The organism is Aquirufa sp. ROCK2-A2 (genome assembly GCF_054558485.1).
The window spans coordinates 1-25,207 of the sequence record NZ_JBPXKA010000013.1 but is presented as its reverse complement, the minus strand read 5'-3'; the positions used below and the strand labels follow the sequence as shown (position 1 = coordinate 25,207).

At 36.3% G+C, this 25,207-nt stretch carries 24 protein-coding genes; 18 read left to right on the top strand and 6 right to left on the bottom strand.

Annotation, left to right across the window (positions count from 1 at the left end; all coding sequences use genetic code 11):
* The first annotated feature begins 2 nt into the window (after positions 1–2).
* Positions 3–740 (top strand): GLPGLI family protein, encoded by a 738-nt coding sequence (locus tag V7S76_RS12760; protein WP_459510517.1) that lies wholly within the window; start codon positions 3–5, stop codon positions 738–740.
* Between the two features lie 1,041 nt (positions 741–1,781).
* Positions 1,782–4,256, top strand: coding sequence for a TonB-dependent receptor (locus tag V7S76_RS12755; RefSeq protein WP_459510516.1), 2,475 nt, complete (start codon positions 1,782–1,784; stop codon positions 4,254–4,256).
* A gap of 31 nt (positions 4,257–4,287) precedes the next feature.
* On the opposite strand, the gene V7S76_RS12750 is transcribed toward V7S76_RS12755, so the two are convergent.
* Positions 4,288–5,991: a cellulase family glycosylhydrolase gene (locus V7S76_RS12750; RefSeq protein ID WP_459510515.1), complete on the bottom strand. Its 1,704-nt coding sequence runs from the start codon at positions 5,989–5,991 to the stop codon at positions 4,288–4,290.
* Positions 5,992–6,192: 201 nt separating this feature from the next.
* Between V7S76_RS12750 and V7S76_RS12745 the strand changes: the two genes are divergently transcribed.
* Complete coding sequence (locus tag V7S76_RS12745) at positions 6,193–7,122, top strand: metallophosphoesterase (protein WP_459510513.1); 930 nt, start codon at positions 6,193–6,195, stop codon at positions 7,120–7,122.
* On the opposite strand, the gene V7S76_RS12740 is transcribed toward V7S76_RS12745, so the two are convergent.
* The 3 genes from V7S76_RS12740 to V7S76_RS12730 are packed head-to-tail and all read right to left on the bottom strand — an operon-like array spanning position 7,119 to position 8,805.
* Entirely contained in the window at positions 7,119–7,994 is an 876-nt protein-coding gene (locus V7S76_RS12740; RefSeq protein ID WP_459510511.1) for an alpha/beta hydrolase fold domain-containing protein, read from the bottom strand. The two genes, V7S76_RS12745 and V7S76_RS12740, sit on opposite strands and share 4 nt — an antisense overlap.
* A 39-nt stretch (positions 7,995–8,033) precedes the next feature.
* Positions 8,034–8,456: an SRPBCC domain-containing protein gene (locus V7S76_RS12735; RefSeq protein WP_459510509.1), complete on the bottom strand. Its 423-nt coding sequence runs from the start codon at positions 8,454–8,456 to the stop codon at positions 8,034–8,036.
* Between the two features lie 16 nt (positions 8,457–8,472).
* Entirely contained in the window at positions 8,473–8,805 is a 333-nt protein-coding gene (locus V7S76_RS12730; RefSeq protein ID WP_459510508.1) for a cupin domain-containing protein, read from the bottom strand.
* Positions 8,806–8,972: 167 nt separating this feature from the next.
* On the opposite strand from V7S76_RS12730, the gene V7S76_RS12725 reads away from it, so the two are divergent.
* The 10 genes from V7S76_RS12725 to V7S76_RS12680 all read left to right on the top strand — a co-directional run bounded on the left by V7S76_RS12725 (position 8,973) and on the right by V7S76_RS12680 (position 18,565).
* Positions 8,973–9,524, top strand: a complete 552-nt coding sequence (locus V7S76_RS12725; protein ID WP_459510537.1) for a sugar O-acetyltransferase — start codon at positions 8,973–8,975, stop codon at positions 9,522–9,524.
* 83 nt (positions 9,525–9,607) lie between these two features.
* Complete coding sequence (gene fabV, locus V7S76_RS12720) at positions 9,608–10,807, top strand: enoyl-ACP reductase FabV (RefSeq protein WP_459510507.1); 1,200 nt, start codon at positions 9,608–9,610, stop codon at positions 10,805–10,807.
* Positions 10,808–10,822: 15 nt separating this feature from the next.
* Entirely contained in the window at positions 10,823–11,611 is a 789-nt protein-coding gene (locus V7S76_RS12715; RefSeq protein ID WP_459510505.1) for a DUF3667 domain-containing protein, read from the top strand.
* A 209-nt stretch (positions 11,612–11,820) separates the two neighbouring features.
* On the top strand, positions 11,821–12,195 hold the full coding sequence (locus V7S76_RS12710; RefSeq protein WP_459510504.1) for a phosphatase domain-containing protein: 375 nt from the start codon (positions 11,821–11,823) through the stop codon (positions 12,193–12,195).
* Positions 12,196–12,198: 3 nt separating this feature from the next.
* Positions 12,199–13,590 carry a hypothetical protein gene (locus V7S76_RS12705; RefSeq protein WP_459510503.1) on the top strand — a complete coding sequence of 464 codons (1,392 nt, stop codon included), beginning with the start codon at positions 12,199–12,201 and terminating at the stop codon, positions 13,588–13,590.
* Entirely contained in the window at positions 13,587–14,303 is a 717-nt protein-coding gene (locus tag V7S76_RS12700; protein ID WP_459510502.1) for a glycosyltransferase family protein, read from the top strand. The genes V7S76_RS12705 and V7S76_RS12700 overlap by 4 nt, the downstream gene beginning before the upstream one ends.
* On the top strand, positions 14,281–15,438 hold the full coding sequence (rffA, locus tag V7S76_RS12695) for a dTDP-4-amino-4,6-dideoxygalactose transaminase (RefSeq protein WP_459510501.1): 1,158 nt from the start codon (positions 14,281–14,283) through the stop codon (positions 15,436–15,438). Before V7S76_RS12700 ends, rffA begins: the two co-directional genes overlap by 23 nt.
* Before the next feature lies 1 nt (position 15,439).
* Entirely contained in the window at positions 15,440–16,783 is a 1,344-nt protein-coding gene (locus tag V7S76_RS12690) for a glycosyltransferase (protein ID WP_459510500.1), read from the top strand.
* Positions 16,773–17,507, top strand: a complete 735-nt coding sequence (locus tag V7S76_RS12685; protein WP_459510499.1) for a GNAT family N-acetyltransferase — start codon at positions 16,773–16,775, stop codon at positions 17,505–17,507. The genes V7S76_RS12690 and V7S76_RS12685 overlap by 11 nt, the downstream gene beginning before the upstream one ends.
* A 98-nt stretch (positions 17,508–17,605) precedes the next feature.
* Positions 17,606–18,565 carry a hypothetical protein gene (locus tag V7S76_RS12680; RefSeq protein WP_459510498.1) on the top strand — a complete coding sequence of 320 codons (960 nt, stop codon included), beginning with the start codon at positions 17,606–17,608 and terminating at the stop codon, positions 18,563–18,565.
* A gap of 262 nt (positions 18,566–18,827) precedes the next feature.
* Here the strand turns inward: V7S76_RS12680 and V7S76_RS12675 are convergent, their stop codons facing one another.
* A complete protein-coding gene (locus tag V7S76_RS12675; RefSeq protein WP_459510497.1) occupies positions 18,828–19,106 on the bottom strand; it encodes a hypothetical protein in 279 nt (92 codons plus the stop codon).
* 196 nt (positions 19,107–19,302) lie between these two features.
* Between V7S76_RS12675 and V7S76_RS12670 the strand changes: the two genes are divergently transcribed.
* The 4 genes from V7S76_RS12670 to V7S76_RS12655 all read left to right on the top strand — a co-directional run bounded on the left by V7S76_RS12670 (position 19,303) and on the right by V7S76_RS12655 (position 22,413).
* Positions 19,303–19,935, top strand: coding sequence for a hypothetical protein (locus V7S76_RS12670; RefSeq protein ID WP_459510496.1), 633 nt, complete (start codon positions 19,303–19,305; stop codon positions 19,933–19,935).
* Positions 19,936–20,934: 999 nt separating this feature from the next.
* Positions 20,935–21,072, top strand: coding sequence for a DUF2256 domain-containing protein (locus tag V7S76_RS12665; protein WP_459510495.1), 138 nt, complete (start codon positions 20,935–20,937; stop codon positions 21,070–21,072).
* Positions 21,047–21,340, top strand: coding sequence for a TIGR03643 family protein (locus V7S76_RS12660; RefSeq protein WP_459510494.1), 294 nt, complete (start codon positions 21,047–21,049; stop codon positions 21,338–21,340). Before V7S76_RS12665 ends, V7S76_RS12660 begins: the two co-directional genes overlap by 26 nt.
* A complete protein-coding gene (locus V7S76_RS12655; protein WP_459510493.1) occupies positions 21,340–22,413 on the top strand; it encodes an FAD-binding domain-containing protein in 1,074 nt (357 codons plus the stop codon). Before V7S76_RS12660 ends, V7S76_RS12655 begins: the two co-directional genes overlap by 1 nt.
* On the opposite strand, the gene V7S76_RS12650 is transcribed toward V7S76_RS12655, so the two are convergent.
* Positions 22,397–23,866 (bottom strand): cryptochrome/photolyase family protein, encoded by a 1,470-nt coding sequence (locus V7S76_RS12650; protein ID WP_459510492.1) that lies wholly within the window; start codon positions 23,864–23,866, stop codon positions 22,397–22,399. The two genes, V7S76_RS12655 and V7S76_RS12650, sit on opposite strands and share 17 nt — an antisense overlap.
* Before the next feature lie 90 nt (positions 23,867–23,956).
* Here V7S76_RS12650 and V7S76_RS12645 point away from each other — a divergent pair, with 90 nt between their 5' ends.
* The gene (locus V7S76_RS12645; RefSeq protein WP_459510491.1) at positions 23,957–25,021 is read left to right on the top strand and encodes a formylglycine-generating enzyme family protein; all 1,065 of its coding nucleotides are present in this window, start codon (positions 23,957–23,959) and stop codon (positions 25,019–25,021) included.
* The last annotated feature ends 186 nt before the right edge of the window (positions 25,022–25,207 follow it).

The window sequence follows — 25,207 nt, the reverse complement described above, 5'->3', positions numbered from 1 at the left end:
ACATGAAAAAAATTGGGATATTATTATTGATTTCTTTTTCCTCGTTTTGTCAGGAATTAAAACAGGAGGGAGTCGTTTATTTTGAACGTAGAACTTTTTGGGTTAATATCATGAATCGATTAACCTATTTAAGTACAGAAGAAAAAGATCGATTGAAGCTAACTTGGGGAAGTACGGATGAAGGTTGGAAACAAATCATGACCTTGACATTTAATCCTAAACAAAGTTTATACGCCTACGGCGAAGATAACCCTGAAGAAGGTTGGGCGGGCAGAAAAGAAACCCTTTATTTAACCAAGAATTTTGAGACGGAACGTTCAACCGATTACATGGATCTTTTAGGGAAAAGTTATATCGTGGATGATACTTTACGAAGTCCAAAATGGAAAATTCTCAATCAAATCAAGGAAGTGGCTGATTTCATTTGTATGAAGGCTGTCACAGAGGACACCATTAAAAAGCAAAAAATTGTCGCATGGTTTGCTCAAGATATACCCGTTCCCGCAGGTCCTGAAAGGTATTTTGGATTACCTGGATTGATTCTAGAATTGGATATTAATGACGGGGATGTGACCATTGTGGCCAATAAAATCGAGTGGAAGAAATTGACCAATGAATTGAATTTAAAGAAAATCAAAGGCAAGAAAATTGCGGATGCTGATTACAACAAAATCATCGCTGATTATATCAAAGAATCGATCAAAGGTTTTCGAAATCCGTATTGGGGATTGAGGTATTGAGATTAGTTATTAGTGTTTAGTTATTAATGCGAATTATGGGTTGAAATTTCCAATGATTAATCTCTTCCTTTACCGCTTTTGACTTCGATACTTTGGCGATGCGGTATCGGAATGTTGAGATAATAAGGAAGGAGGTAATTGGCACCTTTGAGATAAAGAAGAGATTTGTTTTTAACACAATGGACACAAAGATTATTCAACCCGACTATTAAGGATGTTTCATTGTAAGCGTGCACAGCCATCGTTAGTAATCACGAAAACATTTTTCAGAAATTAAATAATCTCGAGATGTACGGTTAATCCGACGAAAGATTGGAACGTAGCGGTAGGCGGAGCTTTGACAATGCGCAAGGGCGATGTGCGTCAGGGTCAAAGAAAATAGCCGAGAGCGATTGAAAATCGGTCAGTTTGCTGATTCGTCTTGTTTAACTTGCGACTAGTAAGTTTTTTTGTTTCTTTTTTTTCAAAAAAAGAAATGCCATAGAAAATGAATTAGCCAGAAAATTGCATTGATAGGTAATAGGTAAAAGGTAATAGGTAGTAGGTAAAAGTTAATAGGTAATAATGTGAATTAAGGGTTGAAAATTCCTGTGACAGGCTCAGGAACCGAGCTGAGATAAATCTATTAATTCTATTTTAGAACTTATAAAGGAATTTGCGGTTAATCCGACGAAAGATTTGAACGTAGCGGTAGGCGGAGCTTTGACAATGCGCAAGGGCCATGTGCGTCAGGGTCAAAGAAAATAGCCGAGAGCGATTGAAAATCGGTCAGCTTGCTGATTCGTCTTGGATTAACTTGCGACTAATACGTTTTTTTGTTTCTTTTTTTTCAAAAAAAGAAATGCCATAGAAAATGAATTAGCCAATAAATTGCATTGATAGGTAATAGGTATAAGGTTTTAGTGTTTAGTTATTAGTTGTTAGTAAAATAATTAGTCTGCCTATTTTCAGGAAAAGACAACACTAATAACTAATAACTAATCACTAACAACGCTTACCGCTTTAAAACAATTCCTACGGTTTTTGGGTTTAGATGTTGTTATGAAAAAAACACTCCTACTGCTATTCATTTCTTTTTCCATTTTCGCACAAAATAACGGTCGTATTTCTGGAAAAATCATTGATAAACTAACTCAAAAGCCCATTGTAGGCGTATCCATTTTGTTAGATAATTCTACCAAAGGAACAGCTGCGAACGAAAATGGAGAATTTCGTTTAACGGGTTTGGCATTAAAAACATACAATATTCATTTTTCAGCCGTAGGCTATGAAAAATTAACGGCTTTTAATATCATTGTTAATTCAGGTAATGAGAATTATCTGACTATCGAGTTAAATCCCAACAATCAACAATTAAACGAAGTAGTCGTTACACAAAATAGGCGGACAGCCAAGGCTGCTACTTTAGAATCTCCTTTGAGCGTTCAACGCTTAACCACCGAAGAAATAAAGAGTAATCCAGGGGGCAATTTTGATGTTAGTAAAGTGATCCAAACATTACCCGGTGTTGGTGGCGGCCCACAAGGAGGAGGCTTTCGAAATGACATTATTATTCGTGGAGGCGGACCCAATGAAAATGTGTATTATTTAGATGGAATCGAAATACCTGTGTTAAACCACTTTCAAACCCAGGGAAGTAGCGGTGGCCCTCAAGGGATTTTAAATGTGTCGTTTATTGAAGATGTTAAGTTGAGTTCCTCGGCTTTTGATGCTCGTTACGACAATGCTTTAAGTTCTGTTTTTCAATTCAAACAGCGATCGGGAAATCCCAATAAATTTCAAGGAAATGCACGCTTGAGTGCAACCGAATTTGCGTTAACCACCGAAGGACCTTTGTCTAAATCAGGTAAAACAACCTTTTTGGCGTCAGTTAGACGGTCCTATTTACAATTTTTATTTCAAGCATTGGATTTGCCCATTCGTCCGAATTTCTGGGATGCGCAGTTTAAAATAACCAAGCAAATCAACTCTTCCACCACGCTTTCCTTCATGGGTTTAGGTGCCATTGATGATTTTTCTTTTGGAACTTTAAAAAAGGCAACTCCCGAAAAATTGTATATCTACAATTCGAATCCTTTGATCAATCAGTGGAATTATACGTTAGGAATGTCCTTGAAAAAATTATTGGACAATGGCTATTTAAATATTGCACTGAGTCGAAATGTATTTGACAATAATTTCCTGAGATACGAAGATAATTTAAAAAAAGACCCAGCTCAATTGAATTTGGATTACCGATCCAGAGAAACCGAAAATAAGCTGCGTATAGACGTCAATAAAAATTCCAATGGTTGGAAAATCAATTATGGTTTATCCGCTCAGTTGGTCGATTATTCCAACAGTACCTACCAAGTTCTGAATAATGTAACGCCCAATCCAGCGATTAAAATAGCTTTTCCAACAACGATATTCTATGAAAGTCCTTTGAATTCTTTGTGGAAATATGGAGCATTTGCACAATTATCCAAAACCTTTTTTGATTCCAAATTAGGCCTAAGCGCAGGTTTGCGAACAGATATGAATAGTTTTACCACCACGGGCTCTGATCCCATGGAAACCTTGTCGCCACGGATCTCTTTGAGTTATGTCTTATCCGACAAATGGACTGCCAATGCTTCGGTTGGAAGGTATTATAAATTAGCGCCATATACGATTTTAGGATACGCTAATTCGAGCTATCCAAATCCCACGTATTCGAGTTTTGCACCTGTGAGTCCCCAGTTGGTAAATCAAGACAGTAAGTACCAACAAAGCGATCATTTTGTAGCCGGTGTAGAATATTTACATGATGAGTCATTGCGATTTACAGCTGAAGCATTTGTCAAGGACTATAACAATGTTCCAATTTCGAATCGAAAAGGAATTTCATTAGCCAATTTAGGGGGCGATTTTAATGTCTTGGGTAATGAAGATGTCACGACCAGCGGTAAAGGTCGTGCTTATGGTTTTGAATTTTTCGCTCAAAAGAAATTGACGGATAAGTTTTTTGGGATCTTATCCTACACGTTTTACCGAAGCATGTACAGCGGTTTTGATGGCAATTTAATTGCCTCCAGTTGGGATAATCAACATTTATTGAGTGTAACTTGGGGCTACAAATTTCCAAAGAATTGGGAGTTAGGATTACGTTTTCGTTACCAAGGCGGAGCTCCTTATAGTCCTTACGACGAAGTTTCTTCTCGCTCTAGTTACTTAACTTTGGGACAAGGTGTCTTTGATTATAGCCAATTGAATTCTCAACGATTACCCAATTTTCATTCAAGTGATGTTCGGATTGATAAGAAATACAATTTGAAGAAAACGACCATAGACGTGTTTTTGGATGTGACGAATTGGTACATAGCGGTGAATCCAGGCGTACCAACCTACACCTTTAAACGCGTGGAAGATAATTCAGCCTTTGCGACTACCAACGGTTTGCCCATTGCCAAAGACGGAAGTAATGCCATTCCTACCCAGTTTTTGAATGACAGAGCTCAAGTGACTCCAACGATTGGATTTATTGTGGAGTTTTAGGAAGAGAGAAAATAGGAATACAGATTTCTTTTTAATCAACTCCTAGGTTTTCTTTGATTAGTTTGTGGGTTTCTGTTAGGCCTGTTTCCATGTTAATAATTTGCAGAAAATATATTCCTGCTTTCCAGTGGGAAGTATTCAGATCTTCGTTAACGTTTTCTTGTTTTGCATATAGAAGGGTTTTTCCCTGAAAGTCCATCAAACGCACCATATTGGGTCCAAGGCTGTTGATTTTTAGTCTTTCATTAAATGGATTCGGATAAACGAGACTTTTTTGCGGTTCAAACGAGTTTTCCAATATCAAATCTTCTACTACCTCATCAACGGTCAGCGATGTAATCGCGATGCTACCGATTTGCGTACCTAAATCAAAGCTAATTCTTGCATTGGGATCAAAAAGTTCGTTCATCGTAAAAATGAAGGTGTATTCTTTTTCTGTGGGCTCAAAAGTCAAATTGTTATAAGCGCTATAAGCATTGTAAGGGTTAGACGATTTTCCCATGTAGGCCGTGATGGAAATATCTTTATCTGCGGATGCTTTTAATCGGACTATATATCTTTTTTGATACGCCAAAGGGAAACCTGATTTGGTTAATTGAATATGCCAAGCTGTACCCGTTGTCTTCAGTAAATTAATTTTTAATCCAGAAGTGAGGGAGGATAAATTTCCATTGGCACCCGAATTCAAATTTAAGTTCCAACCTGCGGAAGATTTTAATTCATAGATATTTTTGGTAGGTAAAATTTTAGGAGAGAGAAGTGGATTTTTTAGTAAGGCATTGACCAATGGCGTTTTATAGGTTTTTGTAGATGGGTTGTAAATTCCAAAACCGGCAGAAAATTCCCAATAGGCCCAACTTAGGCCTTGGGTTTCCAACCAACGAGCCAGAAATGTGGTCCAATTCGCTCTACTATCCATATCAGCAAGTTCATAAGACCCAAATTCGCCGATATGCAAGGGGATATTTTTTTGTTTCGCCCATTTGATCGCAAATTCAAATTCAGAAGTAATTTGATTTCTTTCCCACGACAAATCCTCCCATTTTGTACCGATGTATTTATCTTTATTCCCTGCCCAATCAGCACCTTGATGGGTGAAATTAAATGGATTATAATAATGTATCGTTAAAATTAAGTTAGGGTCATTGGGTAAAATAAGATCCTTTACTCCGGCAATTCCTCCATAAGAAGCGGTCCCAACCAACACCTTTCTGATCGGATTCGTTTTTCGAATTTCTGCTAAAGCTTCCGCGAAATAAACATTCCATAATGCGGGAGTTAATTGATCATGTGGTTCATTCAATACCTCAAATAAAAGTCGATCATTATAGCCTTTGAAATAATTGGCGATTTGTGCCCATTGTTGAATAAAACGGGGCTTCGCTTTTGCAGGGTCCGTAAATAATTCTTCATGATGATGCATGTTGATAATCACATATAAATTCTTGCTCAAAGCCAAGTCGATGACTGATTTGATTCGAAGCAGAAATTCAGGATTTACGGTGTAAGGAGGAGTTAATTGAGTTCTTTCTGGAACATCCCAACGGATAGGAACCCTAATGTGGTTGAAACCAAGCTCCGCAATTTTTGATATATATTCTTCTTTGTAAGGATTTCCCCAAGCCGTTTCTGTTGGAGCTTCAAACATATTGCCTAGATTAATTCCTTTTCCTAAATTTTGCCCATAAAAGGAAAAACAAAAGAGCATTAATAAAGTGAATAATGGTTTGTTCATCTAGGGTTAAATCGGATTTTCAGATTCTTAATTGTCGAATTTAATGCATATTCAATCATTATTTTAATTACCGATCATCATTTTATCGAAAAAGAAGACAAAAATAATAGGAGATTTTGATCCATCGTTCGTTGGATTCGTCACGAACAAAAGATTATTTCGCAATAAATGCCTAATTTCAAGGAATTAAACCTTGATTCTATGAAGTTCTCTCGTTCCCTGTTGGCTATTTGTTTCCTGTTGATTTTGAATGTCGCATTTGGCCAAAACAAAAAATTTACTTTTGTGGCTTTTGGTGATATGCCTTATCATGTTCCCGCAGATTATCCGAAATTTGAGCGATTAATTGCACAATTGAATAAAGAAAATCCGCATTTTATTGTGCATGTGGGTGATTTCAAATCGGGCTCGAGCCTTTGTTCCAATGAATATTTTGAGAAAATGCATGCCTATTTTGAAACCTTTGAATCACCTTTGATTTATACTCCGGGCGATAATGAATGGACTGATTGCAATCGGAAAGCGGCGGGAGAATATAATCCCAATGAGCGATTGGAAGTGCTTCGGAAGATGTTTTTTCAATCGGACAAAAGTTTTGGGAAACGCAAAATTCAATTAACGCCTCAATCCAAGTCGGCAGGATATGAAAAATATGTGGAAAATAATGCTTGGACCTATGCCGGAATTCAATTTGCAACCATTCATTTGGTGGGTTCCAACAATAATTACAAAGAAGTAGAATCCGAAAATCAGGAATTTGTTGATAGAGAAAAGGCCAATTTGGCTTGGTTGGAGGATGTTTTCCACAAGGCATCCGACAAAAAAGGATTGGTGCTTTTTACACAAGCAGATATGTTTTACAAAGACATGAAACCAAGCAAAGGTTTTGTTAAAATAGTTGAAAAACTGACGGAGCTTACCCAAAAATACGGGAAACAAGTATTTTTAGTTAACGGAGACTCCCATCGTTTCATTACCGACAAGCCCATTTTAATCAATAATTACAAAGAAACCTTGATGAATTTCACTCGAATTAATGTATTTGGTGATGCAGAAATGGCGGCTGTTAAAATCACTTTTGATCCCAAATCTAGTACGCTTTTTCAAGTGGAGCAAATGTTGATTGATTAAAGAATCGGGTAGATTTTTTCCAACCAAGCGGCGGTTTTGATAAATACGTCTGGCAAGCTCTTTTTCATTTCATGCGTTTCATTAGAGTATAAATACATTTCGGTTTTAAAACCCAATTGCAGTAGACGTTGGTGTAAATTTTTTGCCTGATGGACATCCACTAATTCGTCCTTTTCTCCATGGAAAATAATGGTTGGAACTCCTGTTTTTTTAGTCAATTGAAAGATTGGACTAGATGTTTTCGCGATATCAGCTTTAGGATCTGGATTGCCTAGAAAATAGCTAATGGTGGCATCCGCAATCCCTTGTCGGCCCCGAACCACCGAATCCGCTAAATCAGTTGGTCCAACAATATCAATAACCGTTTTGGTCATTTTTTGGGGATCATTGGCATAAGCATACATCAAAGCTAAATGTGCCCCTGCGCTTGCGCCTATCATGGCAAACGATCTTTTTTTGTATCCAAGACTATCTGCTTTGCTCGATAAATAATTCATAGCAAGAACCACATCATCCATTTGTGTTGGATATTTATTGGCACCAGCCTTCACAAAACGATAATTGATAGAAGCCATGGCATAACCTTTTTCGCCTACTAATAAATCGATCAAAGGCTTGGGTAATTGTTGTTTACTTCCTTTGGCCCAAAATCCACCATGTATAAAAACAACCATTGGAGTCTTTTTTGAATGATTTTTTGGCAAATAAATATCCAACTCATTTCGATGATCGGTTGCGGAACCATAAATTAAATTTGAGAGAATTTGGTATTTACTCGAATCTTGATTAGCGGTTTGACCGATTGCTAAATGATGAATAACAAAGAGAATCCCTAGTAATAAATTTCTGTTAGATTTGATGTCCGTTTTCATGTTTAAAGGGATTTTTAATCAGATTTTTTGCGTAGTCAATCAATTGTCGAAGGGTACTTTCTCCACATAACTTTTAAAATTATCCAAAATCATTTGCCAACCTTCTTGTTGCATCTCTGGCGGATTTTGATTTTCGGGTTCAAAGTGTTCTACCACTTGAGTTCCAGCATCGACTTTCTCAAAGTGAATGGATAACTTACGTTGATCGCCTAAAAGGATGTCAAGGCTTTTCTGCCATTCAATGTTTTGGTAAGTCCCCCAAAAATCGAAACTAAAGGATCCGTCTCTAGCGGCCATGGTATAATGAAATTCTTCGCCTACTTTCAATGAATTGTTGGCTTCCGGACAATGCCAATCGGGGCTAGCAAAATTCCAGTTGATGATGTGTTTTTCTTCGGTCCAACATTCCCAAACCTTCGATAAGGGGGCATTTATGAGAGCTTTTACAGTAATAAGTGTCATGATGATAAAAGGTATATTATTTAATAAAATCGGCTCGCATGGGACTAAATGCATCAATCAGCGCGCCATCTTCTAGGCAAAGGGCTCCATGAAGCACATTGGAAGGCACATGAAAGGTATCACCTTTGCGGAGGATTTGCTTTTGTTGATTTATTTCAATTTCAAAAACTCCAGATTCCACATAGCTGATTTGTACGTGTTCATGTTGATGAATTTGCCCTACAGCCCCTGCCAAAAATTCAACTTTGACCAACATTAAACTGGGGTCATAGGAAAGTACTTTTCTTCGGACTTTTTCTTCTAACACTTCCCATTCAAGGGAATCATTGGGAATAAATGGGGTCATCATCAAATTAGGTTTAAGCGGAAATGCCTCGCAATATACAATCCTGTGGTAAAACTAGTCGAATGTAAGCGAAAATTCTTTTACAAGTTTGGATCAAAAAATGCATGAAAATCCAAAAAGCTTGAATTGAAAATGATAACTTGGGGGCGAAAATTAGCTAATTGAAAACAATGACAATATTTGACCGAATGAAAAGTGGTGGGATTATTAAGCAAAATGATCCTGAAATTAGTCGCTTATGGGAAGTGGTATCCCAAACACGCGAATTGTCTGTAAACTTAAATGCTTCCACGGATGTGTCTCAGGCAAGAGTCCTATTATCGGAGATGATCGGGCAAGTAATTTCAGAAAACACCACTGTTTTTACGCCTTTTCATACCAATTTTGGGAAACACACACGGATAGGGGAAAATGTATTTATCAATCACGATTGTTCTTTTTTGGATTTGGGCGGAATTACCATTGAAGATGATGTATTGATTGGACCTCAAGTAAAATTGGTGACAGAAAATCATCCCATTGATCCAAAAAACAGGAAAGATTTAGACTTGAAATCGATTCTTATCAAAAAGAACGCTTGGATTGGTGCGGGAGCGGTGATTTTACCGGGAGTCACCATTGGTGAAAATGCCATTGTTGCCGCTGGAGCTGTGGTGAACAAGGATGTTCCCAATAATGCCATTTTCGGGGGTGTCCCTGCTAAATTAATTCGTACCATCTGAGGCTAGAGATAATTTGTTTATTTCAACATGCTTATGGATTAATGCACATGCTTTATATTTGCAAAACAAAAAATTGAAAAGATATGATTATTGAACCAAGAATGAGGGGATTTATCTGTTTGACTTCCCACCCAAAAGGTTGCGAACAGAATGTAATTAATCAAATAAATTACATCCAATCGAAAGGACATATAGAAGGACCCAAAAATGTGTTAGTGATTGGAGCGTCTACGGGTTTCGGACTTTCTTCTCGTATTGCCAGTGCTTTTGGTTCCAATGCTTCCACTATTGGAGTATTTTTCGAAAAGGCTCCTCAAGCTGGGAAAACAGCTTCTCCTGGTTATTACAATAGCTTAGCTTTTCATGAACAAGCTGAAAAAGCGGGACTTTATGCCAAAAGTATCAATGGCGACGCTTTTTCAAATGAGGTTAAAAATCAGACCATCGACTTGATTAAAGCTGATTTAGGCAAAATTGATTTAGTTATTTATAGTTTGGCATCTCCGGTTCGAATGAATCCAACCACTGGGATTTTGCACCGTTCGGTGTTAAAACCTATTGGAGATACTTTTTCAGACAAAACGGTTGATTTCCACACCGGAATTGTTTCTCAGGTTTCCATTGCGCCATGTACCGAAGAGGATATCGAAAATACGGTGGCAGTAATGGGTGGAGAAGATTGGCAAATGTGGATGGATGCTTTGTTAAAAGCAGATGTATTGTCGGAAAATGCCAAAACAGTTGCTTATTCATACATTGGACCTAAAGTTACGGAGGCGGTTTATCGCAAAGGAACCATTGGAATGGCGAAAAATCATTTAGAGGCGACTGCTGCCAAAATTACTGCGGATTTATCCCAAATTGGAGGCAATGCCTATGTTTCGGTTAATAAAGCCTTGGTTACTCAAGCTAGTTCTGCAATCCCTGTCATTCCATTGTATATTTCATTGTTGTACAAATTGATGAAAGAAAAAGGGATTCACGAAGGATGTATTGAACAAATTCAGCGATTGTTTAGCCAAAGACTTTATGTGGATGGTGCTATTCCAACGGATGATAAAGGAAGAATTCGCATTGATGATTGGGAAATGAGAGAAGATGTGCAGGAAAAAGTAGCGGAATTATGGAAAGTAGCAGATACAGATTCGTTAGCAGCTATTGGAGATTTAAATGGGTATAAATCCGACTTCTTAAATTTATTTGGTTTTGGTTTTGCAGGAGTTGATTATGCAGCGGAGGCAGAGGAAAATTTAGAAATGGAGGGTTTAATCACTGTTGGATAAATAATTAGTTCCCGAATGATCTCTTGCAAAAATTGCAACCATACAATTGAAGGAAATTATTGCAGTAATTGTGGGCAATCCGCCCACATTCACAGCCTTGGGGTCACCTATTTTTTGCATGAAATACAGCATAGTTTGTTGCATGTTGACAAGGGAATATTATTTACGACCAAAGAGCTTTTTTCTAGGCCAGGACGCACCATCAATGAATACATAGCTGGGAAACGGGTTAACCATTTTAAGCCATTTGCTTATTTGTTTATCATGTCTTCTTTATATGTACTTATTTCGCATTTGTTAAAACTAGAAGATTTCGATACTAAAATTTCGTTTGAATTGTCTCCCGATACGGTCTCCTCAAAAGCCGATTCCCAAAAGACTCAAAACTTTATTCTTACCGTTAAAGACATCATCCATTGGATTCGAAATCATTATGCATATTCGAACTTAATGATTCTTCCCGTTTTGTCCTTAGCATCCTTTTTAGCCTTTAAAAAACGGGGGTATAATTATTTTGAGCATTTGATTTTGAATACCTTTTTAGCGGGTCAACGAACAGTTTTCTTTCTACTTTTTTTACCTATTTTCTATTTTTTCAAAGGATCAAGTTCTTCAGATACGATCGAATTAATTAAAAATATATTCAATTCTATCTTAATCTTTTGGACGTTCAATCAGTTTTTCCATTCCAATAAATGGACCCAAAATCTACTTTTAACAGCTGTTTTTATTGGTTTAATTGGACTCTTTATGCTGGCCATCATTTTGGTAGGTTTGGTGGCTATTGGCTTATTGGTTTCCTAATCATGCAACCGATTAGAAAGATGAATGATAAACCATGAGCTTTTATAAAATTCTTAACTCAAGCTTTGTGTTGTCTTTGGTTGGATTAACCCCAATGACTTATTTAAGTTGAAAAAGAATAAAATTTCTGTGTGAACAAAAGTTTAAATACTTTTGTAAAATGAATTTACCAATTAATATTGATAAATTTCGTTCTAAATTTTTGACCCATGGCAAAAAAAATAATTGTTGACATTGATAATACACTTACAATTCACAATTCTTCAAACGATTATTCTAAAAAAGAAATAAGACAAGATGTACTGGATATGTTAAACGCATATAAAATCCGTGGCTATGAGATTGTGTTATTTTCTGCCAGAAATATGAAAACATATGATGGCGATATTTCAAAAATAAATAAACATACTCTTCCTGTTTTAATCGAATGGCTTGAAAAACATCATGTGGAATATGACGGCCTTATCATGGGGAAGCCTTGGTGCGGAGAAGGTGGTTTTTACGTTGATGATAAATCGATTCGTCCAGATGAATTTGTTAGTATGTCAGAAGAGGATATTCACAAAATGTTGGGAAATATTTAACAAATGACAGGAGTTATACTATCAAGTAAGTTTATAGAAAGTCCTCTTAAAGATCAATTTGGCGAAATTTTACCGATTGAATTGCCCATACAAAATAAAAGATTGTTGGATCTCCAATTAGACTCGATCGGAAAATTTTGTGATGAAATATATGTAACCATTCCCAAAGGCTACCACTTAGCACCTGCTCAAACAATTAAAATAATTGAAATTGATCCTGGTCTAAGTTTAATGGAGGAGTTAAACGAAATCGTTCGGTTTTTCAAATTAAATCAAAGGATTTTCATCTATTTTGGCGATACGTTATTTCTAAATATGGGGGAAATTGATCCCAATGAAAATTATTTCTTTTTCAAAGAGGGTAATGTGGGAGCTTGGATGATTTCCATTCATCAACTTCATGAACACTTGGATGGATGCCTAAATTTCAAGGATTTATTGGATAAATTTATAGCAGACGATGAGATTCACACATATTCCCAATTTGAATGTTTAGATTTCGGCAATTCGCCTTCTTACTATCATTCTCGAAAATTATTTTTAGAATCCAGAGAATCCAATAAGCTGATCATTAAAGACGGATTTATCATTAAAAGTAGCAAGGATCAATTAAAAATTTGGTCGGAATATAAATGGCTGGAAACAGCTAAAGTTTTCATGCCTCTTAATGTGCCGTTTGTGACAGAATTTTCCATGTCAGATGAGGAGGCAAGTTATTCAGTTGAGTATGTAAACCATCCTACGCTGAGTGATATTTTTGTTTTTGGAAAATTATCAAATGCCTTTTTTATACAAATTCTAGTTTCCATTAAGAAATTGATTCTTACTATGAAAGAGCAAAAATTTAATTTCGAACCAGCCACTCAAACAAACTTTTTGGTTGAAAAACTAAGCGACAGAAAAAATCAAATAATTGAAATTGTTGGAAGTTTACAAATGGACGTTGATTATATCCATCAAAAAATCGAAGAAAACAGGGTCTATTTTAGCAATAAAACATATAATTATTCGCCCATGCATGGCGACATGTGTTTCAGTAATATTTTACTTGATTTTTCAACGCTTGAACCTCAATTAATAGATCCGAGGGGATATACCTCTAAAACAGTTGGGTTCTCCATGTACGGGCCAGATTGTTATGACTATTATAAATTAGCTCATAGTTATGTGATGGGCTATGATTTTTTAATCGCTGGCCGAGAAGATGATCCTTGTTTGAAAGTCGAGGAAATATCAAAAAGATTACATCTCTTTTGCGAAATATTTAACATCGAAAAAATAGACTTACAAATGGGTTTAATCAATTTGTTTCTTTCCATGTTACCGCTTCATAATGATTCCACACAACGTCAAACTTCTTTTATCAATACCATCAAAAAAATTGAGGCATTATGATTTTAATTACACTTGCAGGTGATTCGAGCAGATTTTTTAAGGAAGGATATGCACAAGTAAAATATAAATTGGACTATGGAGATAAAAGCATCATTGCAACGATAGTCGACTACATTCCAAGAAATGAAAAGTTATTGATTGTCTTAAATAAAAAGTATCATGATTACGATTACATCAATAATCTGCTAATTCAAATGAGATTTCGGGAATACAAAATAGTAGAAATTGAAAATACCATTGGACAATTCGATACGGTCATTCAGGGATTATCCAATGCGAAAGAATTTTGGACTGAAAACGATTCTTTAACCGTTTACAATGGCGATACGATTAGAAAAATAAATCAATGGACCTATGATGAATGTGACGGGCACATCGAAGTTTTTCATGCTGAAGGTAATCATTGGAGCTTTGTTGACAATATAGGAGTAGTTAAAAACGTCACAGAAAAGCAAAGAATTAGCAATTATTGCTCTTCTGGACTATATTTTTTTAATAAAATTAAATATATAATTGATTTTGGTCCTGAATACATGAACAGTGCAATTCAAGAGTGCTATGTAGCGCCTTTTTATAATGTATTGATTAATAAAGGTTTAATCATTAAAAGTGATGTTGAAGATATCAAGCATTTCGTTTTTTGTGGCACACCTAATGAATATGTAGAATCTGTGAAAATTAAAGCTTTTTATGAAAAACCAAATTCCATTTAATAAACCATACCTATCGGGTAAAGAAATACAGTATATACAAAACGCCGTTTATCTTGGAAAGCTTTCCGGAAATGGTGAATACACCAGAAAATGTCAGAGTTTTTTAAAAGAAACATATGGATTTGGGAAATGTCTATTAACAACATCTGGTACGGATGCTTTGGAAATGGCGGCTATTTTGGTTGATATTCAGCCTGGCGATGAAGTAATAATGCCATCTTACACGTTTACCTCTACGGCAAATGCTTTTATTTTGAGAGGTGCGACCATTATTTTTGCAGATAGTCGGATGGACGCCCCAGGTATCAATGAAGATAGTATTGAATCATTGGTGACATCAAGAACAAAAGTGATTGTGCCAGTCCATTATGCGGGTGTTGCCTGCGATATGGATAAGATTATGGATATTGCGAAGAAACACAATCTATTTGTTGTAGAGGATGCTGCACAAGCGATCAATAGTTTTTACACTGGTCGAGATGGGGTAAAAAGAGCATTGGGGTCCATTGGTCATTTGGCCGCTTTTTCTTTTCATGAAACCAAAAACATCATATCCGGTGAAGGGGGTATGTTGGTAATTAATGATGCTCAATTTGATAGCCGGGCGGAAACCATTTGGGAAAAAGGGACCAACCGATCAGCTTTTTCTAGGGGAGAAGTAAAAAAATATGAATGGATTGATTTGGGATCCTCTTATCTACCTTCCGAGATACTTTCAGCTTTTCTTTGGGCACAATTGGAAAATCTTGACGATATTCAACAAAAGCGAATTAGCATTTGGAATCAATATTATTCGGGATTAAAAGATTGGGCGAACAGAAATAACGTTTCGATGCCTATCATTCCGGATTTTGCAACGAACAATGCTCATATGTTCTATCTGGTATTCAACAGCATGGCCCAACGCGAAAGCATTCAGGAGGAATTGAAAGAAAAAGGGATTTTATCCGTATTTCATTATTTGAGTTTGCATAAAAGTCCTTATTATGAGCGTAAACATGATCATCGAATTTTACCAATGTCTGATCAATATTCTGATTGCTTGCTAAGGTTACCCATGTTTTACGAATTGACGCCAATGGAGATAGATTTTATTGTAGATACCATCCTACAAAAAGGTAAAAAAATAGCTTAAAATGAAAATATTAATTATTTCGGGGGCAGACAATAAATATCGAGGATCCACATTTGTGCCTTTTGATATATATGACGGGCTAAAAAGAATAAAAGGGAATGAAGTAAAAGTGCTTTTTAAAAATTGGAATACATACGATGATAAGAATGTTATTACTCTCCACACTTTTTTTGAAGGATTGAAAAGTAGGTTTTTTTTCAATTTGAGTCGAGTTATAAGGAGAATACATGCATTGGCCATTGGTTTTAAAGTATGGAAGGATGTCAGAATAAAATACAATTCTGAATACATCGTACAAGATATTGATCAAACGATTACCTATTATTCGAGCGAAGAAATAATCAAGAAAGCGGGTTTTATTCCTGATATAATTGTTGTACTATTTTGCTTTTCACAAAAATTTTTATCGTATAAAAACCTATACGAGTTTGAAAATATCTATGGTTCTAACATATACATCATGCCTATGGACATGGCCACCTACACAGGTGTATGCCATTATGCTTGGGATTGTATTGAATACACCAAACAATGCGGAAATTGCCCTGCATTATATTCAAACAATGGTAATGACCAATCCTACTTGAATTGGAAATTTAAAAAATACTATGCAGACCTAACTAATATCCATGTTATTGTGGGGGCTGATTTGCAATTAAGGCAGGTTAAATCCAGTTCTTTATTCTCCCAAAAACCCATTCATAAAATCTTCCTTCCTACCGATTCCGATATTTTTAAACCGGTCGATAAACGAGCATTACGTCAAAAAATGGGTCTGCCCGTGGATAAAAAAATTATCTTTTTTGGTTCCATGTTATTGGGTGAAAGGCGTAAAGGAATGCGTTGTTTATTGGATAGTCTCAAAATCTTAAAAGAGCAATTGAAAGACACAGATGTTGAAAATAATATCTTGTTATTAATCGCTGGAGGTAATATCGAAAGTCTCGAAGAAATGTTAATTTTTGATTACCATTATTTAGGTTGGCTTACGACTCCAGATCATACAGCGGAGGCTTATCAGGCGGCAGATGTATTTGTTTGTCCGTCGATAGAGGATGCTGGCCCAACCATGATTAATCAATCAGTCATGTGTGGAACACCGGTAGTTTCATTTGAAATGGGAGTTGCATTTGATTTGGTCATAACTGGTCATACGGGATATAGATCTAAGCTTGGTGATGTTGCTGACTTAGCCAAGGGGATTCAAACGATCATTAATTTGGATGATCCTGCTTATCAATTAATGAGTGAAAATTGTAGAAACTTTGCATTGGAAAATTTTAGTAAAATCAAAAATGCTGAAAAATTAACGGAATTGTTTACCAATAATAGACATGAAAAATAAACTAAGCTTAAAAGAATGGGATACGAGTTTTTTTGAAATAAAAGTAGGTACGGTTGATGCTGATCATATTTCCAAAGAAGAAATGGATTTAATTTTGATGGAAATTAAGCTATATAAATACGACCTTGTCTATTTTTTTGCATCACACGAAGATGCCGTAAGTAAAGAAATTTTAAATTCTTCAGGCGCCTATTTGGTGGATCAAAAGGTGGTGTTTGAAAAAGAATTGGATAAAAATCCATATAAATTAGAAGATGACAAATTGGTCATACTATTTGAAACAACAGGGATACATTTATCTGATTTTAGTACACTTGTTTTGCAGGCGGCGGAATTTTCAAGGTTTAAAAACGATCCGAATTTGGATGAATCTATTTACAAAAAAATGTATTTAGAATGGATGAGAAAATCACTAACGAAAGAGTTAGCGGATTTTATTATCGTTTATATGGATAATAATCGTGTGGAAGGATTTATGACAGCCTACATAAAAGACAATATAGGTTTTGGGGGAATAATGGCAGTTGAAACAGAATCAAGAGGCAAATCAATTGGAACAAAGTTAGTTCAATCCTGTTTAAATTACTTTATGGAAATGAATTGTGAAGCAAGTAACTTTATCACCCAGCTAAACAATCTTAAGGCCTGTTCTTTATATAAAAAAACAGGGTTTACTCAAAAAAGTGTAACTGATATCTATCATTTTCATTCAGAGTCTTTCTAATTTTATACATTTGGTCTTGCCCTTAGAATAATTTATTTTTCTGCAATTATATAGGAACCGTTTCGCTACATTCCAATATCCAATAAAACCCTTTATCTATGAAGGATAATCAATTTGTTTTAATATGCCCCATTTATCCACCGGATTTTAAATATGGACAATATTTATATTACCAATCTTTATTATTAGAAATACAAGTATGTTTTGTTTTTACCACTCATGAAGATGAACAACTCTTTATTAGTGAAGTATGTAAAGAACAAAAATTATCATGTCTAAGTATAATTTTAGAAGATATATACACAAATAATCAATTGGAGCGCCTTTTGGAGAAAAGAAGTTTCCCAACATTCAAAAAATTTGTCGCCATTGATCAGTTAAAATCCCAATTTGATTTTTTGATTTGCATCGACGCTGAAACAATTTTACTTACCCAGGATTGGTCCAGTATTTGCCATAAATTATTGAATAGAAAAATCTGGTTTGGTGGGGGTTTAACTTCAACTATGCGGGATGCGAAAAAAATTATGCAATCTTCCGCAACGGAATTAGTTCCGATAGAAGATCATGAAAAAATCAAACGCTTAACATTTGATTATAATTTCTATAACTGGTGGTGGGACATACCCGTTTATTATTCCTCAGATGTTAGTGCATTTTTACATTGGCTTAATTGGTATGATACAGAATCGGTTATCAATAGATTGACTTGGTATTCTTTTGACCATTCGATTTATCAATTTTATACCGTGCTTTACCAAGGATTTAAATTTGTTAAGGTAAATGATGTTATCCATAGTCTAGAGTTTTCTAGTGTGGATGTTTATCAGCATGTTAAACAAGATTTTGAAGCACCTACATGGATTAATTGTAGGGCTTTTTTACAAGATTCTTCGTTTGCCAAAGAAAATAATATGGCGGCGATCTATCACATTGATCGAGTTTCCATGCCTGAGTTTGATTTAATGAGTAAAACGACTCGTGCTCACAAAGCCAATTCCTTCATCATTCGAATTGTTAGAAGATTATTGGTCAAAATGTTAAGTAAACTTCATTGAAATGCTAGACTATTTGACTAGCGCCTAACCGTTTAAAAGAGAAATAACAACAGAACTAAGGCTGTTTTCGTTTGATTCAGGTTCATAATTTGATGATTTTAAGTGCTATTGGTTGCTGTAGTGCGCAATGAATTAGCAAGAGATACATCCCCGTCCGATATTCTTTCATTTGGATGATGGTGTCGATGTTCAATATGGGCTTATTTTCTATTTCTTGTCCAAATAAATCAACTAATTGATACGATAAATTAGCTATCAAATTTCACTGAATGTGTAGGGTTAATAGGTCATTTACTGGATTTGGACCCACTTTTATTTGCAATGTTTCGCTGACAGATAGGTAACTATAAACTTGTAAGACACCGCGGCTTAGTGTATTTGTTGGACTAGCCGATTCGTAATTTATTTGTCCAATGACCCAATGGATACTTCCTGTTGGGTTCCCAATGATCCTACCACTACTAGTAATCGCTTGTTGAGCAATTAGACAATTAGGCAATAATTTAAATAAAATACATAGAGCTACACTTTTGTAAGGCATAATCATTGATTTTCGAGAAATTCAAACATGCAAAAACTTGACAAAAGAAGGATAATGTCAAATTATTTAAAGAGAAATGACGTCAGACCTGACGCCGTTGGGGATTAATAAGTAAGGTAACTTAAATGATGGACAATACCTATTGTATCAAAATGATTATATTTGTTATTTAAATTCAATTTATATAATCGGCCTAATGAAAAAACTTTTATTCATCCTTCTTTTTTTGTCTTTTAGTACTTCTTTAATGTCCCAAACAGGGAGCATTGAATTAAGTTCGGGCGGATTTTCCTTTATTCCAGCCTTTACCTCAAAAGAACCCAATCTTATTATCAATGCAGGAACAAATCCAAGCAGAAAATTAACGGGTCATTTAATGTATATGATGCGTTTGAAAAGCATGACTCCCAATACCGTCGTTTTGATTACCCGATACAAATTGATTGATAAAAAATTTAAAACTACTTTCGGTTTACATATTCCGGCCATGCAAATAATGGAAGATTATTCTGTCAATAGTTTGTTTGGACAAGAATTGACACTGTCTTATCCTCTGACAGAAAAGTTTAATTTGGGTTTATTTGTGTTAAACGGGAATGGTCGAAATGTAGACTTTAATGCCGCATTGGCTGCCTTGAATGGTAATTACCATCGCGATAAGTGGAATTATTTAAGTCAAGTTTATTACTTAGATAGAGGAAATCTGACAGGCCTTGCTGAAACAGTTACCTATGATATAAACAAGCATTTCCAAGCGAAAGCCTTCGTGAATTATACGATTACAGATCAATTCTTTATTGGAACAATTGGAGTTAATTATCGATTGTAGTAAAATCAATTAACTTATTTTGTTTATCAGTATTTTTGTGAGGTTTGAATATTGCTCAACTTATTTTTGTGGAGAAATATTCAAAATGTGAATTAACGGTTAAAACTTCTAATTATTTTTTTCGTGCTGTTCGTTGTAGAAATCATCATAAACATAGCCTTTAAAAATCGACAGGCTCAATAACCGTGCACAGCCGCCTTCTGCAATCAAAAAAAAATTGTTTTGAAAGCTAAATAATCTCGTCTTTAATGGTTAATCCGACGAAAGATTTGAGCGAAGCGGTAGGCGGAGCTTTGACAATGCGCATGGGCGTTGTGCGTCAGGGTCAAAGAAAATAGCCGAAAGCGTAGTGAAAATCGTGCCGCTTGCGGATTCGTCTTGGATTAACTGGCAGAAAATAAGTTTTTTTGTTTCTTTTTTTCTAAAAAAAAGAAATGCCTTAGAAAATGAATTAGCCAATAAATTGTATTGATAGGGAATAGGTATTAGGTAAAAGGTAATTTAAAAAACTAATACCTAATAAGGAGAATTAAGGGTTGAAATTTCCAATGATTAATCTCTTAATTACCGCTTTGGGCTTCGATACTTCGACAAGCTCAGCAATCACCTAAAGCCACTGTTTGTAATCACAAAAACGTTTGTTCTGAAAGCTAATTTTATGTCGATACTATCGGTTAATCCGACGAAAGATTTGAGCGAAGCGGTAGGCGGAGCTTTGACAATGCGCATGGGCGATGTGCGTCAGGGTCAAAGAAAATAGCCGAAAGCGTAGTGAAAATCGTGCCGCTTGCGGATTCGTCTTGGATTAACGGGCAGAAAATAAGTTTTTTTGTTTCTTTTTTTCTAAAAAAAAGAAATGCCTTAGAAAATGAATTAGCCAATAAATGGCAATGCTATATTGAATGTTGAAATAATAATGAATATTTCAACTCTTAATTCGCATTCAAACATTTATTCCATTATTTGGTTTAACAATCAAATTCCATTTCCATCAATTTTATGAAGGGAGTCAAAAAACAACATTTACCTTCAAAAATATGCCCCAAATGTCAAAGACCTTTTTCTTGGAGAAAAAAATGGGAAAAGAATTGGGACCAAATCATTTATTGTGGTGAAAAGTGTAGAAGAACAAAATAGATTTTCAGTGGAAGATGCTGACCGTATCATCCAAATGGCTTGGGAAGATCGAACACCTTTTGAAGCCATTGAATTTCAATTTGGGCTAAAAGAAAAAGAGGTGATTGAATTCATGCGTCTTAATTCGAAATCATCCAGTTTTAAAATGTGGAGAAAAAGAATGTCGGGCAGAACAACCAAACACCTGATGAAAAGAATCTCAGACACCAAACGTTTTAAATGTACCTTACAAAGAAGTATTAGTTTGAACAAAATCAGTAAGCGCTAATGCTCTTTCCCACCGATTTACCTTCCATCTATCAGCGCATCGACGAATTTGACCCTATTCAATATGGCCGAACTCGGAATTTCATTTCTGGAGGAGTATCCTATTTATCGCCTTACTTGTCTCGTGGAATCATTAACATTCAGTTCGTTTTGAAGCGATTGCAAGATCGGGGTTTTCAGATTTCCGACATGGAAAAATTTGTCCAAGAACTAGCTTGGAGAGAATTTTATACCCGAAAGTGGATGGAAATGGGGGATAAGATTTTTGACGATATTCGTCATCCTCAAGAAAATGTTCATTCCAATGCGATGCCAAGCGCTTTCGTCGAAGCGTCCACCGGAATAAACGTACTGGATCAACACCTATCCGAATTTCCTCAATCAGGCTATTTACACAATCATTTGCGCATGTATTTGGCTTCCATTGGCTGTAATGTGGGGAAATACCATTGGCGGAATTTAGCTGATTGGATGTACTACCACTTATTGGATGGCGATTTGGCCAGCAATGCCCTTAGTTGGCAATGGTGCGCTGGTACATTTAGTAACAAACTCTACTATGCCAATCAGGAAAACATCAATAAATACACCCAAAGCAATCAAAGAGGCACATTTTTAGATGTTGACTATGAACAATTGACCCAATTGCCCCTTCCTGATGTTTTGAAAAAGAACATTCGTTTCCATGTGTCATTTGAAATTCCAAGTACCCCGTTTCCATTGATAAATCCCGACTTCCCCACCTTTATTTATACACATTACACACTTGACCCTTTGTTTCATGCGGAAGAAAAAGGAAATCGCATCTTGGTCCTCGAGCCAGAGCATTTCAAAAGACATCCTATTTCTCCGAAGTCTTTGAAGTTTATCTTGGACTTGGCCAAAAACATCCCTGACATTCAAGTGTATTTCGGGGCTTATTCCGATTTAGCTGTACAAGGAATTTTTCAACATCATCCCGTCAATTCGCATTTTGAAGGAATTAGAGAACCTTATCCCTACATGAGGGAAGGTATTGAGGGACATTTTCTAAGTTTTTTCTCTTTTTGGAATCAACTTAAGAAACATCTTTGAAAAGAGTCTCCAAATAATTATTCGCATGGCTTAAATGAGTATTCTTTTTTTCCAAAGGCATTTTATCCCATGTGCTGATTAGCATCGCCCATCTTGGATTTTTGGAAAATGTGCTTCGTTGTTTATCCAAAAATCGCCAAAATAATCCGTCCCAAATTGCCTGCCATTCCCCGTTGGGATAATCGCTCATTTTCATGATATAATTGGAACCACAGATATACGGCTTGGTGGTCATTCGGCCGCCATCACTAAATTGCGACATCCCATAAACATTGGGCACCATCACCCAATCGTAAGCATCTATATACATTTCCATGAACCATTGATAAACCGCATCTGGGTGGATTTCACAAAGGAGCATAAAATTCCCAAGTACCATTAATCGTTCAATATGGTGGTTATAGCCGGTTTTTAATAATCGCTGGATGGCATTATCGACAGGCAGAATGCCCGTTTCACCTGTGTAAAAAACAGCGGGCATCGGGCGGGAGAATGCCCAATAATTAGTGGTTCTTTGCCGACTCCCAATTTTATCATACAGCAATTGAACAAATTCCCGCCAGCCGATAATTTGTCGAATAAATCCTTCTATGGAGTTGATCGGAGCATCAGCAGCAACGACTCTTTCCATTACTTGCGTTGGATGAAGCAAGCCAACATTGATTAAAGGACTTAATAAACTATGAAACAAGGTACTCTCATCTTTTTTGATAGCGTCTTCATATATACCAAATTGCTCAATGCGCTCACTGACAAATAACTCGAGTGCTGCTTCCGCCTCTTTATGCGTGCAGGGATAATAATCACCTGAAAATGGAGCCTCTGTACTTCCTGGATTATTCGGAAATTCCTTGTTTACATAGTGAACCGCTTCCAAGACATATTTATTCGGTTCTTGATGAGGAAAGGGCGCTGGAATAAAGGTGTTTTTTGGGATTTTTTTTCGATTTTCGGTATCAAATGACCATTGTCCACCAACAGGATTTTGTTCCGAATCCATTAAAATGTTCCAATCTTTGCGTTGCTGAATGTAAAAAGCCGTTTGGAAATAAGTCTTTTTTTCACCGAGGACAGCAGGATCTTGACATAAAAAATTGGGGCTTGGGTGAAAGGTGATTAGCTCCGGACACAAATTCATCAATTGCTTTTTTAGCCAATAATCATGGGGCTCAAAAATAGACAATTGAGATAATCCCTCCGATTGCAGATGGGGGATTAAATGCTCCAATTTCGCAAAGGGGCTTTTGGCTTCTATATAATGAACTTGTAAGCCATTTTGAAGGAGTAATTCTTCGTAATATTTTAAGCTTGACCGATGGAAAATTAATTTTTGTTGATGAAATGGAAATTGATTAAAATACAGATCGGATTCGATTAAATAATAGGTCGTCGCCTTTTCGAGCTGCAGAATATCCTTGTAAATTTGATGTGGAAAAAGTAAAAAGATATTCATTCTTTATTTTTGTTCACCTTTTAACTAATTTGCCGTCCAAATTGTTAAGATGGCCATCATATGCAATACTAGCTTAGCCATGTATCATTCATGAAAAAAATTCTACTTCTTATCTTTATTGCTTGGAACACGATGGGACAATCCAAAATCCCCGTTTGCCATGTTCCTGTCCCTAGTAGAATCAAAGGACTAAAAATTCCTCCAAAATCGCTTAGCCAAAAGACAAAAACCTATGCTGGAATGAAAAAAATTCCTGCCGGGATATTCTCCATGGGTTCGCATGACCCACAAGGCCGAGCAGATGAATATCCGCTTCACCAAGTACAAGTGGATGGTTTTTGGATGGATGAAACAGAAGTGACCAATGCACAATTTGCCGAATTTGTTCAAGCGACAGGTTACTTGACGACTGCTGAAAAGCCCATCGATTGGTTGGAAATTTCCAAACAAGTGCCTCCAGGCACACCCAAGCCAGCGGATTCTCTTTTGGTACCGAGCTCTTTGGTATTTGTCCCGACACTTGGACCTGTTAATTTAAATGATTTTTCGCAATGGTGGGAATTCAAAAAAGGAGCAGATTGGAAACACCCTGAAGGCCCCAATTCCTCTATTTTGGGCAGAGAAAACCATCCTGTTGTACATGTTTCCTGGGATGATGCCTCAGCATATGCCCGTTGGGCAGGTAAACGTTTACCCACAGAAGCAGAATGGGAATGGGCCATGCGTGGAGGCTTGAAAAATAAAATTTATCCATGGGGAAACGAGTCGGTGGATCAAAAACCCTACAAAGCCAACAGTTTTCAAGGCAAATTTCCTTACCTCGACGAAGCTTTGGACGGTTATAAATCGACCACAGCACCTGTCAAATCTTTTCCTGCCAATGGTTTTGGATTGTACGATATGGCAGGCAATGTTTGGGAATGGTGTTCAGATTGGTATCGCAACGATTATTATCAAAAAAGCCCCAAACTAAATCCCAAAGGCCCCAAAGACAGTTATGATCCGGACGAGCCTGGCATTTTCAAACGTGTCATGCGTGGTGGATCTTTTTTATGCAACGATGGTTACTGCTCCAGTTACCGCAGTTCCGCCCGCATGAAATCTAGCCCTGATTCCGGTTTGCAGCACACTGGTTTTAGGTGTGTGGCGAAGTAGGTAAGGGAATAGGTAATAGGTAATAGGTAATAGGTAAGAGGTAAAAGGTAGTAGGTAAAAGGTATGTACTTGCCTGAATTTGGTTGTCACTTTTCTTTCAACTTTCAGGTTTATTTAGTTTAAAGTTAATAATTTATTTCTTGGTTGTTCGGGATTAATAGGTTTTAATTGAAGGCAATATGCATG

Excerpts from the sequence above, each read along its gene's own strand:
- V7S76_RS12760 (WP_459510517.1), top strand. The coding sequence starts at position 3 with ATGAAAAAAATTGGGATATTATTATTGATTTCTTTTTCCTCGTTTTGT.
- V7S76_RS12755 (WP_459510516.1), top strand. The coding sequence starts at position 1,782 with ATGAAAAAAACACTCCTACTGCTATTCATTTCTTTTTCCATTTTCGCA.
- V7S76_RS12750 (WP_459510515.1), bottom strand. The coding sequence starts at position 5,991 with ATGAACAAACCATTATTCACTTTATTAATGCTCTTTTGTTTTTCCTTT.
- V7S76_RS12745 (WP_459510513.1), top strand. The coding sequence starts at position 6,193 with ATGAAGTTCTCTCGTTCCCTGTTGGCTATTTGTTTCCTGTTGATTTTG.
- V7S76_RS12740 (WP_459510511.1), bottom strand. The coding sequence starts at position 7,994 with ATGAAAACGGACATCAAATCTAACAGAAATTTATTACTAGGGATTCTC.
- V7S76_RS12735 (WP_459510509.1), bottom strand. The coding sequence starts at position 8,456 with ATGACACTTATTACTGTAAAAGCTCTCATAAATGCCCCCTTATCGAAG.
- V7S76_RS12730 (WP_459510508.1), bottom strand. The coding sequence starts at position 8,805 with ATGATGACCCCATTTATTCCCAATGATTCCCTTGAATGGGAAGTGTTA.
- V7S76_RS12725 (WP_459510537.1), top strand. The coding sequence starts at position 8,973 with ATGACAATATTTGACCGAATGAAAAGTGGTGGGATTATTAAGCAAAAT.
- fabV (WP_459510507.1), top strand. The coding sequence starts at position 9,608 with ATGATTATTGAACCAAGAATGAGGGGATTTATCTGTTTGACTTCCCAC.
- V7S76_RS12715 (WP_459510505.1), top strand. The coding sequence starts at position 10,823 with ATGATCTCTTGCAAAAATTGCAACCATACAATTGAAGGAAATTATTGC.
- V7S76_RS12710 (WP_459510504.1), top strand. The coding sequence starts at position 11,821 with ATGGCAAAAAAAATAATTGTTGACATTGATAATACACTTACAATTCAC.
- V7S76_RS12705 (WP_459510503.1), top strand. The coding sequence starts at position 12,199 with ATGACAGGAGTTATACTATCAAGTAAGTTTATAGAAAGTCCTCTTAAA.
- V7S76_RS12700 (WP_459510502.1), top strand. The coding sequence starts at position 13,587 with ATGATTTTAATTACACTTGCAGGTGATTCGAGCAGATTTTTTAAGGAA.
- rffA (WP_459510501.1), top strand. The coding sequence starts at position 14,281 with ATGAAAAACCAAATTCCATTTAATAAACCATACCTATCGGGTAAAGAA.
- V7S76_RS12690 (WP_459510500.1), top strand. The coding sequence starts at position 15,440 with ATGAAAATATTAATTATTTCGGGGGCAGACAATAAATATCGAGGATCC.
- V7S76_RS12685 (WP_459510499.1), top strand. The coding sequence starts at position 16,773 with ATGAAAAATAAACTAAGCTTAAAAGAATGGGATACGAGTTTTTTTGAA.
- V7S76_RS12680 (WP_459510498.1), top strand. The coding sequence starts at position 17,606 with ATGAAGGATAATCAATTTGTTTTAATATGCCCCATTTATCCACCGGAT.
- V7S76_RS12675 (WP_459510497.1), bottom strand. The coding sequence starts at position 19,106 with ATGCCTTACAAAAGTGTAGCTCTATGTATTTTATTTAAATTATTGCCT.
- V7S76_RS12670 (WP_459510496.1), top strand. The coding sequence starts at position 19,303 with ATGAAAAAACTTTTATTCATCCTTCTTTTTTTGTCTTTTAGTACTTCT.
- V7S76_RS12665 (WP_459510495.1), top strand. The coding sequence starts at position 20,935 with ATGAAGGGAGTCAAAAAACAACATTTACCTTCAAAAATATGCCCCAAA.
- V7S76_RS12655 (WP_459510493.1), top strand. The coding sequence starts at position 21,340 with ATGCTCTTTCCCACCGATTTACCTTCCATCTATCAGCGCATCGACGAA.
- V7S76_RS12650 (WP_459510492.1), bottom strand. The coding sequence starts at position 23,866 with ATGAATATCTTTTTACTTTTTCCACATCAAATTTACAAGGATATTCTG.
- V7S76_RS12645 (WP_459510491.1), top strand. The coding sequence starts at position 23,957 with ATGAAAAAAATTCTACTTCTTATCTTTATTGCTTGGAACACGATGGGA.